This window comes from Segatella salivae DSM 15606, assembly GCF_000185845.1.
Classification (GTDB): domain Bacteria; phylum Bacteroidota; class Bacteroidia; order Bacteroidales; family Bacteroidaceae; genus Prevotella; species Prevotella salivae.
The window spans coordinates 6,493-19,950 of sequence record NZ_GL629648.1 but is presented as its reverse complement, the minus strand read 5'-3'; the positions used below and the strand labels follow the sequence as shown (position 1 = coordinate 19,950).

General features: G+C 40.7%; 8 protein-coding genes. 1 reads left to right on the top strand and 7 read right to left on the bottom strand.

The window, feature by feature from the left end:
• Positions 1-341: 341 nt before the first annotated feature.
• From HMPREF9420_RS12465 to HMPREF9420_RS12455, 3 genes are all read right to left on the bottom strand, one after another.
• On the bottom strand, positions 342-1,982 hold the full coding sequence (locus tag HMPREF9420_RS12465; protein ID WP_007136094.1) for a hypothetical protein: 1,641 nt from the start codon (positions 1,980-1,982) through the stop codon (positions 342-344).
• Positions 1,983-1,997: 15 nt separating this feature from the next.
• Positions 1,998-4,115 carry a TonB-dependent receptor gene (locus HMPREF9420_RS12460; RefSeq protein WP_007136093.1) on the bottom strand — a complete coding sequence of 706 codons (2,118 nt, stop codon included), beginning with the start codon at positions 4,113-4,115 and terminating at the stop codon, positions 1,998-2,000.
• Positions 4,116-4,246: 131 nt separating this feature from the next.
• Positions 4,247-4,567, bottom strand: coding sequence for a hypothetical protein (locus HMPREF9420_RS12455; RefSeq protein WP_007136092.1), 321 nt, complete (start codon positions 4,565-4,567; stop codon positions 4,247-4,249).
• Between the two features lie 591 nt (positions 4,568-5,158).
• Here HMPREF9420_RS12455 and HMPREF9420_RS12450 point away from each other — a divergent pair.
• Complete coding sequence (locus HMPREF9420_RS12450) at positions 5,159-7,225, top strand: outer membrane beta-barrel family protein (protein WP_007136090.1); 2,067 nt, start codon at positions 5,159-5,161, stop codon at positions 7,223-7,225.
• A 63-nt stretch (positions 7,226-7,288) separates the two neighbouring features.
• On the opposite strand, the gene HMPREF9420_RS12445 is transcribed toward HMPREF9420_RS12450, so the two are convergent.
• From HMPREF9420_RS12445 to HMPREF9420_RS13730, 4 genes are read right to left on the bottom strand one after another with little or no spacing between them, the layout of a single operon-like run.
• Positions 7,289-8,308: an acyltransferase family protein gene (locus HMPREF9420_RS12445; RefSeq protein ID WP_007136089.1), complete on the bottom strand. Its 1,020-nt coding sequence runs from the start codon at positions 8,306-8,308 to the stop codon at positions 7,289-7,291.
• Positions 8,309-8,331: 23 nt separating this feature from the next.
• Complete coding sequence (locus HMPREF9420_RS12440; RefSeq protein ID WP_044079291.1) at positions 8,332-9,573, bottom strand: nucleotide sugar dehydrogenase; 1,242 nt, start codon at positions 9,571-9,573, stop codon at positions 8,332-8,334.
• A 52-nt stretch (positions 9,574-9,625) separates the two neighbouring features.
• Positions 9,626-10,960, bottom strand: coding sequence for an MATE family efflux transporter (locus tag HMPREF9420_RS12435; RefSeq protein ID WP_007136087.1), 1,335 nt, complete (start codon positions 10,958-10,960; stop codon positions 9,626-9,628).
• Between the two features lie 23 nt (positions 10,961-10,983).
• Positions 10,984-11,991: a replication initiation protein gene (locus tag HMPREF9420_RS13730; RefSeq protein WP_007136086.1), complete on the bottom strand. Its 1,008-nt coding sequence runs from the start codon at positions 11,989-11,991 to the stop codon at positions 10,984-10,986.
• Between the last annotated feature and the right edge of the window lie 1,467 nt (positions 11,992-13,458).

The following is a 13,458-nucleotide window of genomic DNA, read 5'->3' as shown; positions in this document are numbered from 1 at the left end:
TACTTATTATATAAATAGCGTCAAATCACTGACCAACAAGAATGAAAACGCGAAATGATTTGCGTCATTTTACCGTGCAATCTGCGTCATTTCATCGTGTGAAATGCGTCTAATGACACGATGATTTGCGTCATTTTAGGCCATGACCTGCGGCAAGCCGTAAAATGAAGCAAATAGAATAAGCGCTCACCCACAAACACTCTATAAGATAAAGGGAAAATAAGATGCTTAGAAAATAGAGCGATTGTGCTTTAAACGACAATCGAATCGTGTGTTCATTACAAGCATCTTATTCCCCTCTCTCTTTGGAGAGGGGTTGTGGGTAAGGGCTTTTAAGCTTATTAAAACCAGAAACTTCCTGCCTCGGGATTGGCATCTCCCTTGAGATTCCACCAGAAATCGCGGACTGCTTCCTTGATATCGGTCAGTCCAAATGCCTTCATGAGCGAGTAGATTGAAGTCAAATCTTCGGCAGAATAGGCGCTTGGCTCCCCACTTATCTGGTCTAAACTCAAGTCATATACATGCTCATCGAGTTCCCGTTCATCACTATTCATGTAGATGTTTAACGGCACATTGATTGATGGCATCCATGCTTCTTCTTTCAGTTGTGTAGCAGATGGCTGATAGAAAGGACTCGCTTTACCATCTGAGAACTTAGAATTTCGGGCACGCATCAAGTTAATTTTAAGTGTAAATTGCTTGTGGGTATGCTTGAAAATAAAGTAACCTTTCAGTCCAATGGGATTCTTTTCACCCGTAAATTTGGCTCCATCGAACTTGTTAGTCTTATCCCATGGCGTTGTATCGCAATAGTAATAAGAGAAGAAGTCGGGTGAGTTTGTGTCGCCATTCTCCTTCTTTCCGCCATACGAAGGACGGATATTGTCGGCTAAAAAGAAGTGTTGATAATGCTGATCTTCGCCATTATCTATAATCTTTGAAGTGATATCGTGACCCGCTTTGTCGTAATATCGCAAGACAAAGGCAGACACATAATGTCCTTCATCGCTACCCATGAGGTTTACACTTGACGGATTTTGTGCATCAGCCACCCACTTTCCATTTTTCAAAGTGTAGGTAAGTTTATAGTTCTTACCAATGTATTGGAGTTCCTTTGGTACTGAATTTTGGTGAAAAGCGTATGTTCCGTGCAGGTGACCATTATAGATTTCGATTGTCATTTTAGCCGGTTGAAAGAGTGAAGGGTCAAGCGTTGCTTCCTCATTTGACTCTCCATCGACGATAATAGGCAACTTAACATTGATATCCCAGAGGCCAGTGCTAAGGAGTTTTGGTGCTGGATTGTAGAAAGGTGAAGGCTTTCCATCGGCTCCAAACTTGCTTTCTGCGGCATGAAGTAAGTCGACCGAGAGTTCAAAATGCCTGCCGGGCTTGACAAATTTGATTAAACCATCGAAGCCCATTGGGTTAGTTTCGCCGATGAAAGTGCCGTTAAGTTCGTCTATATAGCGGTAATCGTAGGGCAAATCTGCCTTGTTTGTGACACGAACGGAACTTGTTTGACCATTATATTGCACGCGTTTGTAGGTAGAAAAGAAGTGTTGATGTATCTTATCCTGACCGAGATTATAGAACTGACTGTTCATCATTTCTCCCTTAGCATTATAATATTGCATCGTCAACAGATAGACAACGTTGGGATTATCGATGCAGTTTTTCACGTTGAAGGCCTCTATTTGGCTGGTTCTGTGCCATCCTTCGCCGGCTGTAGTCTGCCATTCTATCACCTGAGCTGGTACTGAAGATGCCTTGAAATCAGCCTTCTTGGGTTGTTTGTCAAAGGTAGCGGCATTATCGAGTGTACCCTCTTGGAGCGTGAAAACTGCGCGAACAGGGTCTTCATGCAGTTTGTGTTCCTTCTCGTTTTCAGGTTTTTCGGGGCTACATCCTATCATAATCGTTGTCAAAGCAATAGCAACGACTGCCAAAATACTTTTGAATAAATTTATTGTTTTCATTGTTTTATGTTTTAATTAGAAGTTCCATGTAATGATAAAGCGCACATCTCGTCCCATGTCATGGGCGTAATAGCGGCTTCGATTGGTGTATTCCTTGTACTCATGATTAAGGATATTGTCGCCCATCAAACTCATTCGGAGTGACATTCCCTCGCGCATGGGCACGGAAAGTGAGGCTTCGAAGCCCATGAGATGATAGGCAGCAGGTGTGAACGGAATGAGATCTGTGGCAGGATTGAAGCGCGTTTGTTTAGCAACAAAGCGGTGATTCAAACTTATTTTGGGTTGAAGCGCCTTCCACACTGGCAGTTTCCAGGTCAGCGATTGCGTCAAACGGAAACTCGGAATGTAGGGAAGATAAGTGTGAGAAGGTAGCTCTCGTGCCCAGATCATGGCCGAAACAAGATGATAGTCGAGTGCGCTTATCGGTCGGATGTGGGCATCTAAGTCAACACCTTGAAAGAAAGCGCGCGTTTGTCTGTATTGAAACACGGGGTAAGCTCCTGATACTACGGTGATGTTTCGACCCGTTGGTTGGTCAAAAATGTAGTTGTTCACCCACTGAAGATAACCATCTAATTGAATGTTTAGATGCGAATCAGCATACTTAACTGACGTAATCCACTTATAACTTTGCTCTGAACGAAGCGATGAATCGCCTTTAACGAAGATGCCAGAACTTAGTTCATTGCCGTTACTATAAAGCTCATAAACGTGTGGAGCGCGCCAAGCTACGCCGAAATGTGACGTGAGTTTAAGTCGCCGATTGACGTGAAAGTGGGCGCCAAGACTATAAGTAAAGTTCGTGAAGTCACGCGTTCCGCCGTATCGATTGCCTGTCCAGTCATAGCCGTCGGCCTTTGTTTGTTGTCCATCGAGACGCACTCCGGCTTCCATTCCCCATCGATTGGCGGTAAGTTTCTGCAGTGCATAGACGCCAAAGGCTACCTCGGTATAGTTTGGAATGATAGGAACCACACCCGTTCCACGTTCATTATGGTTATCCGTTAGTAGGAGTTGACCTCCTGCTTCAGACTTCCATTGGCCGTAACCCTTATTCCAAATGAGCGAGTTTTGCAGCGATTTAAGGTGCAAACTCACTGTAGGGATGTCGGAATGGTTCATGCGTCGGATGCGATTTTCACGCCGATTGTCTTGTTGAAACGTTGACTGGAAGGTGAAATTTCCAAGTCGTTGGTTGTCGAAGAAAGCCTTTACCCACGCTGTATGATGGTTAATCTTCTGGTGAGGATAGCCAATATATCGGCTAAAGGGTGAGAAATCAACAGGTCGACCAAGTCTAATTCGCTCCTGAAGTAGCTGTTCATTGCCCATCTGTGCACTCTGCATAACGCCTATTTTCTGTGCAAACAGACTATAACCGGTTTCAAATCGCCACGCATTATGACTATAACCCAGCGTTAAAGAGAAGTCGTTCTCGCGCATACCCGTATTGTTTAACAAATACTTTGCAGTGCTTCTATCTCCTCCATTCTCATGATTTACATGCAAACGCCACGCCCAATTACCTCGCCATTTGAAGCTGTTCTCAACATAACCTGACGTTCCAAAGCGTCTTCCATTGGTGCCAAATAGACCCGAAACCATGCCATGTAAGCCCTTGATTCCATAGGGAAGTGGCGATGGTTGCATAAGAATGATTCCACCAAGTGCCTCAGAACCATACTTCACTGCATCCGCTCCTTTGACTACTTCTATGTCACTATAGTTGTTCTTATCTATCTCGGGAGCGTGATCATCGCCCCATTGTTGGCCCGTAAGTCGGGCACCATTGCTAACCATTAGAATGCGATTGCCATACATTCCGTGTATAACGGGCTTCGAAACGATGGTTCCTGTCTGGATGGAACTCATGCCACTGACGCCTTCAAGCAATGAACCTAAGGAACGTCCCAAGGCATTAGTGATGGTGGTCTGATTGATTTGGTTGCCCACTTGATTAGCCCCCATGACCTGACGACGTGAAGAAACCACAACTTCATGCAAGCAAATAGAGTCATGAATGGCTTTATCTGCTTGATTGTTTTGCGCCCGCATTGGTACACACCAGCTTAAACAAGCAAGAAAAATGCCTGTAAACAGATGCTTCCCAAAGTAAGTTTTGAGCATCATAAAATAAAAATTAAGTGTCAATAAATGGCTTCTCAACCCTTCAATAGCGTGAGAAGCGATTGAAAGGGGTACCTAAAAGCTGCACGAATTGACGTCCGCGCACACCTATCCCCTATGCTATAAGGTGAAGATTAGCCTACTGTCGGAGGCGAATGGCTATTGATGGAGGCAACAACCCGATAGACAGTTTGCGGAGAGAAAAGGTGGATGGCTATCCAATGCATGGTTACCACGGGCACAAACACAAGCGGTTTGGCCTCTGTTGCCTTGTGCATTGTAAAGTCACAAACACTACATATCTGTTTCACGGAGGCTTCATGACTTGCCGAAACCTTTGCTTTGCCGTGATAAGATGAGTCGTGATAGTGGAAGCCTTTAAGCACAACAGACGATGCGAACACTAAAATTAGTGCCCAAGCATAAAGGATTTTTATCGTCTTTTCTGGCTTCATAGGTGTCCAAATGAGGCATGCTGATAAAAGAAAGCATAACCCTCGAATGATATTTTGTGTAAAAGTAAGCAAAAAAATAACGTGTTATACTTCGCTATTTGTTTATTTATAGGATTTTAAATGGCGTTAACATTTTTGAAGAAGCTGTTAAAACATGAAACAAGATAAAAGATATCACGTTGTAAACTGCATCAAATGACCGCGCAATTTGACGCAAAAGACGCGATGATTTGACGCAAATCACAACACCATTTGATGCATATTGCAAAATGGAGTGAGGGAAAAGAGCACACAACCTGGCTTTTATGAGAAAACAGAAGCATGGCAGGCAGCTTTTAATGTCAAAGATATGGATGACTTTCGACGCCTTTTTTATGCTATAAGACGGGGCTTTTTATAATAGTGTTGAATACCATTTACCTTGTCTTATCCTGCTAAGAGCCATGAGGTTAGTTTCCTTTTAAGACACTGATTGTTGCTATTTAACTCCTAAAAGCAAAGTGTAAATAATATTAAATTTAACAAGGGGGGGGTAAAATTAAAGATTTTTATATAGCTTTGTGTTGTGAATCATGTTTAAATACCATAATTATGAGACTTTTGTTTATTGTTATTTGTTTATGTTCCAGCCTTGAGTTATGTGCTCAAAAGACTGATTCGCTGCGCATAGACAGCGTTATTCACACACTTCCTGATGTGATGATAAAAGGTGAAAGACCTCTTGCAACAGTACAAGGGAGTGCCATTATTTATGATCTTCCAAGGCTAATCGAGAAGAAAGGTGCATCAAATGTCTATGAAGCCTTAAAGGAATTACCCGGCATTATGGAGCAAGATGGAACACTTTCCTTAGCGGGATTGGCCACAACTTTTATCATTGATGGTAGGGTTTCCACGCTTTCCGTCGACGAGATTACGGCTCTTTTAAAGGCCTTACCACCAAGTAAGATAGACAAAGTAGAGGTATATTACAACGCCCCGGCTAAGCTTCAAGCGTGTGGAGCAGTAGTAAACATAAGACTGAAACATGGGGGTGACGATGCAACTCCATTGCAAGGAGAGCTTGGTGGAGTATGGTCGCAGAGCCATGAACCAACATTTGACGAGCACGGAACCTTGCTTTTGAATAGTAAGAAGTTTGCCTTGGACCTGTTTTATCAGCATGTTGACCAAAAGAATTATACCACATCGGGGTTTGATTCGCATCATTTGCTCAACGATGGGACAACACATCACATCGCATCGCTTATGCAAAACCGATATAAAGGCTATAGTCACAACGTGAGATTGGGCATGGACTATAACTTCAGCAAGAATCATTTGCTCAGTTTAGTCTATCAGTTGGCCAACACAAGTGGTTCAAGTCGGCAAACAACAACAGGCGATATTATGAGTATTGTAGACTTTAAGAAACACAAATGGCTACACAATTTGCGCCTTGATTACATAGCCCCTTTTGGACTAAAAGCAGGTGCTGAGCTTACATACTATCACAATCCATCACATGAGAACTTTCAAAGTACGATTCCAACAGGTGCAATGCAGGTTGCTGTCGATAATGAACAACGCGTTAACCGATGGAGATTTTATCTTGCAAAAGAGCATCAATTGAAAGACGGATGGGGACTAAACTATGGGGCAATCTATAACACAAGTATCAACCACGGCAGTCAAAACTATGCGCAAGTACACTCTACAACAGGCTATAGTCCATTGTCTTCGTTCACCCGATTGCGTGAAGAGAGCGTGAATTTCTATGTGGGAGGCAATAAGGTTTGGGGCAAAAAGCTTTCTGCCGAGGCTTCTTTGGCCGCTGAATATTATCACACTTTGTTATGGCATGAGTGGCATTTCTATCCCACACTAAACCTTACTTACCGCCCAATAGAAGGACACCTGCTGCAGTTGGGATTAAGAAGTGAACGCAAATATCCAGATTATTGGACAATGACTCCATTCACTACATACAATGATGGAGGCTATAGTGAGATTACAGGTAACCCATATTTGAAGCCTTTGAGTGAGTATAATCTGCAATTACTCTATCTTTTGAAGAACAAATATCAATTGGTTTCCTGGTTCACTCATACCGATAATTACTTCATCCAAACGGTATATCAGCGACCCGATAGGCTGTCATTAAGTTATAAGAACCTTAACTTTAACTTCTCACAACAGGCAGGTGTGCAGCTGGTTATCCCCCAACAATTTGGTAAAGTGTTGTCCTCTCGCCTCACATTATTAGGTGTTTGGCAACACCAAAAGGCTGAAAACTTCTATGATATTCCATTCAATCGCCATAGAATATGGGGTGCTGTTACATTAAACAACACGCTAACCATATCGACAAAGCCTGACATCAACCTTTCAGTAAATGCCTGGATACGCTCTAAAAGCATTCAAGCTACGTATGATTTGCCGTCATCAGGCAGCGTGAACCTTAGTGCACAATGGACCTTTATGAAAAGAAAGGCTTCGTTGCGCCTATTCTGTAACGACCTATTCCAAACGGCAATGATTGACCCTTACGTGCGTTTTAAGGGTCAAAATCTTAGTGTAGACTACTCCTGTTATCGCACTTTCGGCCTCGCTTTCACATATAAGTTTGGTGGTTATAAGGAAAAACAGCGCAAGGAAGCAGATACCTCACGCTTTTGATACAACGTAATTGCACAATATTTAGTTTCTTTCCCTGAGGTGGTTGTAGGGAAAGAAACCTCATTATTTATTCTTTTGTAAGAAAGGAATACGACATATTACTTGATTAGCTATAGCAGTTATTGGATAAGAAACAGAATAACTGACAGCTAATAAAACGAGAAATATCAATAACGGGTACTTAAATCCATAGATTGAATCATGAAAAAGATGATAACAAAAGAATGAATGTGTGAGCCACATTACCATAGACTGTTTCCCAAGATGTTCTAAAATATAAGTCACTACCCTACTATATGAAAGGTGAAGTAACATGAAAACATAGATAAATTCGAATAGAGGTGAGAGAGCAGATGACGTGATTGAGCAGTTAATTGCAAAGGTTAAAAGCAATAAAGTCACGGCTATCCATGGCTTATTTTCTAAGAAAGTACAACTTCCTTTGCCTTTGTTTGCATAATAATGGAAGGCTCCTCCTATAACAAAAGAGACTTGAACATCAAAATAAGTCAACACAAAATTATACCAAGTATGATAGGCTTTGGCTGGTGCAATATATCTACTAATAGTGTAAGCACTAATGAAGTAGAGTACAATTGAGGCGAAAAGAGTCCATTTTACACCACATTTATCTATCAACCTAAAGATGAAAGGTGAGGTCAATGACAACAAGGCGTAGGGAAATAAAAACCAAGTTTCACTATTATAGGAGTTGCTTAAACTCAAAAAATTCAGCAAAATATCCCATAAACTCCCTGGATATTTCTCTTTATCCACAAAATGTCCTATGGAAACAAATATCAAAAGGATAAGCCAATAATATATATAAATCCTTAATAAACGCTTGATTTGTCCCTTTGTTGTCAGCGAATGATGTGTATAACTATAATGTAAGCCGTAACCACTTAACATTAAAAAAATACCAACGGGATTACAAGCACGAGATAAAATATAAACCAATGGCCTTTCACCAATAAAAAACCAAGGAGTATATTCACCCGGAGTCCAATGATTAAAGAGGTGAAGGAAGAGCATCATTAATATAGCTATGCCCTTTAACTGTGTAGATTGAGCTTTTGACATTTGTTATTTCTTAATATTATTACTTAGTCTCTGCGGAAAATATCGCGTGTATATACCTTATCTTCTACGTCATCCAAGCAGCTATCATAACGATTAGCGATGATGGCATCTGACTGACTTTTGAAGCTGTCAAGGCTGTTAACAACAAGACTTCCAAAGAAAGTTGAGCCGTCTTCTAACGTAGGTTCATAGATGATTACTTTCGCTCCTTTAGCTTTTATGCGTTTCATCACGCCTTGAATACTACTTTGTCGGAAGTTGTCTGAATGTGACTTCATCGTCAAACGGAACACTCCAATGCAACATGTTTTCTCCTCTTTTGCATCGTAATCTCCATGATTATAGTAATCATAATAACCCGCTTTGCGCAACACTCTGTCTGCAATGAAGTCCTTACGAGTGCGATTACTGTCGACAATAGCTTGGATAAGGTTCTCTGGAACATCGGCATAATTGGCCAAAAGTTGCTTCGTATCTTTCGGTAAACAATAGCCCCCGTAGCCGAAAGAAGGGTTATTATAGAAGGCACCTATACGCGGATCAAGCCCTACTCCACTAATAATTGACTTTGTATCTAAGCCTTTTGACTCAGCATAAGTATCGAGTTCGTTGAAGAAGCTCACGCGAAGAGCAAGATAGGTATTGGCAAAGAGTTTCACGGCTTCAGCCTCTGTAAGCCCCATATAAAGCGTATCGATGTTCTCTTTGATAGCCCCTTCTTGCAGAAGTGCCGCAAACTGGTGGGCCTTTTCCTTGAGAACTTCGTCTTCAGGACGGCCAACGATGATGCGACTTGGATATAAGTTATCGTAAAGCGCCTTACTTTCGCGCAAAAATTCGGGTGCAAAAAGGAAGTTGTTGCTGTCATAACGCCGTCTGACTCCTTCGGTATAACCCACTGGAACCGTGCTCTTGATGACCATAATTGCATTGGGATTGACTTGCAATACGCGTTCAATGACCTCTTCAACATGCACAGTATCGAAGTAGTTTCGCACGGGATCATAGTTTGTTGGGGTTGCAATCACAACGAAATCTGCATCTCGATAGGCGCTGTCGGCATCGGTTGTAGCGTGAAGTTGGAGTGGTTTCTCACGCAAATACTTTTCGATATATTCATCTTGAATAGGCGACTTGCGTTGATTAATCAGTTCAACTTTCTCGGGAACAACATCTACCGCCGTCACCTGATGATGCTGACTGAGCAGTGTAGCAATACTCAAACCGACATAACCTGTACCGGCTACGGCTATCTTTACCTTCATTTCTGTATTTTCTTTCATTGTACTTAATATTCAATTGCGAACAAAATGCCCCTTAAACACGCATCTCTCGGAAAGCGAAAAACATGATTGGAGCCGTTAATAATAAAGTAATAAAGTCACCACATGCCTGACAAATCTCCACGCCTGTAAGCCCTAAATAATGCGGAAGAATAAAAATCAGGGGGATAAAAAATAGTCCTTGCCGTGAAGCTGCAAGGAGATTGGCTCGGAAAGTCTTTCGACAGGTCTGCATTATCATGTTAGACATCAGGATAAAAGACCACAAAGGGAAGGTCAATAACTGATATCTCAACGCACGAGTACCTATGGATATTACGTCGAAATCATTGCGAAAGAGTTCTATTGCCTCTGCACTGAAGATGAAAAGTATAACCGCCCAGAAGAAAAGAAAACTTGTTCCAAGCTTCACACAGAACCAAAAGCCGGCCTTAACACGTTCATATCGCTTCGCACCATAGCAGAAACCACACATCGGTTGATAGCCATGTCCGAGCCCAATTATCATGCTAAAGATAAACATTGTGATGCGATTGACGATGCTCATTGCGGCAATTGCTGCGTCACCATAATGCGAAGCACTGACATTTAAGGCTATCGTTGCGATACTGGCCAAGCCTTGTCGTGACAAGGAAGGGGTGCCTCCAGCGATAATCTCCTTAATAAACATCCCCCGATGTGAGAAGTTTCGCGGTGTATAATGAATGATATCTTTATGTCGACTCATGGCATACATGACGACAAATCCAACCGCTTGACCCGTCACTGTGGCTATAGCTGCACCGCGAATTCCCATATTAAAGGTGAATATAAAGAGTGGATCGAGCACGCAGTTCAATAGTGCTCCCACCACAATTCCATACATAGAGTATCGCGCATAGCCTTGAAAGCGCATTTGATTATTCATGCAAAGGGTACACATAATGAATGGAATTCCGAGCAAAGAGATGCCAAGGTATTGGCGTGTATAGGGCAAAATGGTTGATGTACTGCCTAAGAATATACAAATTTTATCTAAGAATATAAGGCCGAAAACAACGATAATAATCGATGAAATGAAGGCATAGCCGAGTGCAGTAGAGGCCATTTGTTCCGCATTCCGCCTATTTTTACTTCCTAATTCGCGTGAAATATAGTTGCCAGAACCATTCCCAAAGAAGAAAGAAAAGGCTTGAATGAAGAACATAACCGAAAAGACTATGCCCACAGCTGCCGTTGCTTGAGTGTTTATTTTGCCTACAAAGTAGGTGTCAACGATATTATAAAGGTTTGTGATGAGCATCGCAATAATCGTCGGAACGGCCATTGTTCCGATGACTTTCGGTATTGGTTCCTGAGTAAGAAATGTGTAGTTATCCTCTTTTTGCATGCTTTTTATCTTATAATTAGACCTTAAACTTTATGCACTGTGACAAGAATGCCATGGTCTTCCCGTAGTATCTTGGCCAAGGTATTACGCACATAAAGCTTTGTACACTTACCCGATACAAGCTGATCATCGTAATATTGGCACTTCTTTACAAACGCTTTAAGTCCGCCTTCCTGTTGAAGTTGGTCGACACCACTAATGATTGCTGGGTCATCTTGAATCCCACTGACCAACTTTATCCAATTATACGCATACTGATAGTCCTTTTGTCGTTCCACCTTTACAGCGTCTGTCGTCGGCAAAGCGATATACTTCGGCGTTATATGTAAAACAATCGTGTCGGCAACGGGCTTTGTTTTATGATTCCGTTTCTTTGCAATCAGCTCATATTCAAACGTCACATCAGAGTGTGATTCATTGATTGCTTTGCGTGCAGGTTCAAGGATTTTAGACCGCAAATGAGCATTATCGTAGTTGGCAGGAACCTCAAAATCCCGGCGAAACTGCTTGATATCATATTCAAATCTCGTGCGGTTTCGCTGACTACAGATTATCTTATAGATGCGCTTTGCATACTTTCCACGCAGTCCCAAGGCTATTTCCTTCGAGAAAAGTGTTCCTCCTACGCCCTTACCATAATAGATAAGGAACGGTATTGCCCATTCATTGAGGTTGATTCTCAATATATTTGTGCCCTTAAGATCATGTATGGTCGTGATGATAACTCCTGTAGTTTCCACCGCCTGTCCATTGTTAGGATAAGACCAACGGAATGAAAAGTCGCGCTTCATTAAGTCTTTTGCCTCCTTAAGTACACGTCGTTTGTTGTTCTTTCCCCCTATCTCATCGCAGTTAACTTCTATGTAAGGAACGTTAAATAAGTCGTGAGACATGCTCGCCTTATTCGTCATATGGTTTTGCAATGCGCCTCCAATCGTGGTGAGAATGTTCTCTTGTATCGAAGAGATATCATACTTTCCGAAGGTCACATTGTTGGACTGTATGGTCATTAACTCACTCTTTTCGTCCATCGTTTTGTCTTAATTATTGAATTTAACGACAAAGATACGATTATTTTCTGAAGCAAACAACAAAATCACCCCATAATCTTTGAAACGCCAACAATATGTAAATATAAGAGAACAAAAAGGGAGAAACATGACCATTTCAAGGAGTAAATTCCTTCTATCCATGTAAATCGCTCGATAAAATGAATGAAAACAAAGACGAGTTTCCATGTAAAGAGCAGCTTTCCCCTATATGATTACTAAGATACAATATGCTACCTTTAACATAGTTAAAGGGGAGAATCGCTAAAAAACCACGCGCTCCCCCACTCTATCTGCGCCCCTTCAGCCTCCATGTTCATTCACTTCCTAAAATCAAAACAAAGCAAACGCCTTTTTAAAGCCAAGAAACCATTTAGTCAAAAAGGGAGGTTTCTTTTGTGCTTTTAGTCATTTTGGCAGACAGATTTAGTCATTTCGGGAGGTTTCTCGACTAAAATTTAGTCAAAAAGTGATTTATCTTACCTCATAGTTATTGATTATCAATGAATTAAAAGCATTCTATAATAGAGATTCTTACATAATAAATAGACAATAGAGGCTTTTAGAAGGGTGATTCTTTACTTTTTAGTTATGTTTTCAATTCAAATAAAGCATAAAATTGTTTGTGTGAGAAGAAAAGAGAAAAACTACAAGAAAACATCCTTTTGTGCGTGTAAACATAATTTACTTTTGGTCATATTTCTCTAAAAAACCCTTCTTTTCATGTTTATATTTGACATAAACAGGCTAATTATGTAAATTAATTTATGAATTAAATCATAGCTTTTTATATACTCAAAAATAACAAATCAAATCATCGTTTGTTAGTCAAAAAGGGATGTTTTCTATCTAACAACATCTACTTGAGATTGCTTTTAAATCAGAATGAACCATTCATGGAACAACCATCTCTTTATATTCGTTTATTAGTCAAAAAGGGATGTTTCTATCATTTGATTCAAACAAAATTCCCATTCTATTCAGAAAAACGGGCCCTTTTAGTCAAAAAGAGATGTTTCTAAAATGCTTTTTCCCGCTCATCTGCTTTATTTATTGACAATAAAGGCATCTAATCTCATCCAAACTAAACTTATCCTTAGTCAAAAAAGCATTTTTCTTTGCTTATAAAATATACCTACTAATTTGGTCATCCTTTAGTCAAAAAGGTATTTTTTTATTCTTTTTATTTCACCTATCTTACTTTATTTCAATGTTTTATCTTATACATCACATTTTTTGATAGCTTTCTTTTAGTCAAAAAGTGACTTTTCTTTACTCATCGTTTCAATGACCTTACGAGGTGTAAAGACTTTTGATGAATCATCATTAAATTGGAAATAAACCACTTTCTAACCTATATGCTCCACTGAAATAAGTGCACAAACAACCCAAAATGACTAAATTTATCGGTAAAAGTCATTTTTGTTTGCTCATCTTCGAATATGTTTA

Excerpts from the sequence above, each read along its gene's own strand:
- HMPREF9420_RS12460 (WP_007136093.1), bottom strand. The coding sequence starts at position 4,115 with ATGATGCTCAAAACTTACTTTGGGAAGCATCTGTTTACAGGCATTTTT.
- HMPREF9420_RS13730 (WP_007136086.1), bottom strand. The coding sequence starts at position 11,991 with ATGGACGAAAAGAGTGAGTTAATGACCATACAGTCCAACAATGTGACC.
- HMPREF9420_RS12445 (WP_007136089.1), bottom strand. The coding sequence starts at position 8,308 with ATGTCAAAAGCTCAATCTACACAGTTAAAGGGCATAGCTATATTAATG.
- HMPREF9420_RS12440 (WP_044079291.1), bottom strand. The coding sequence starts at position 9,573 with ATGAAGGTAAAGATAGCCGTAGCCGGTACAGGTTATGTCGGTTTGAGT.
- HMPREF9420_RS12455 (WP_007136092.1), bottom strand. The coding sequence starts at position 4,567 with ATGAAGCCAGAAAAGACGATAAAAATCCTTTATGCTTGGGCACTAATT.
- HMPREF9420_RS12435 (WP_007136087.1), bottom strand. The coding sequence starts at position 10,960 with ATGCAAAAAGAGGATAACTACACATTTCTTACTCAGGAACCAATACCG.
- HMPREF9420_RS12465 (WP_007136094.1), bottom strand. The coding sequence starts at position 1,982 with ATGAAAACAATAAATTTATTCAAAAGTATTTTGGCAGTCGTTGCTATT.
- HMPREF9420_RS12450 (WP_007136090.1), top strand. The coding sequence starts at position 5,159 with ATGAGACTTTTGTTTATTGTTATTTGTTTATGTTCCAGCCTTGAGTTA.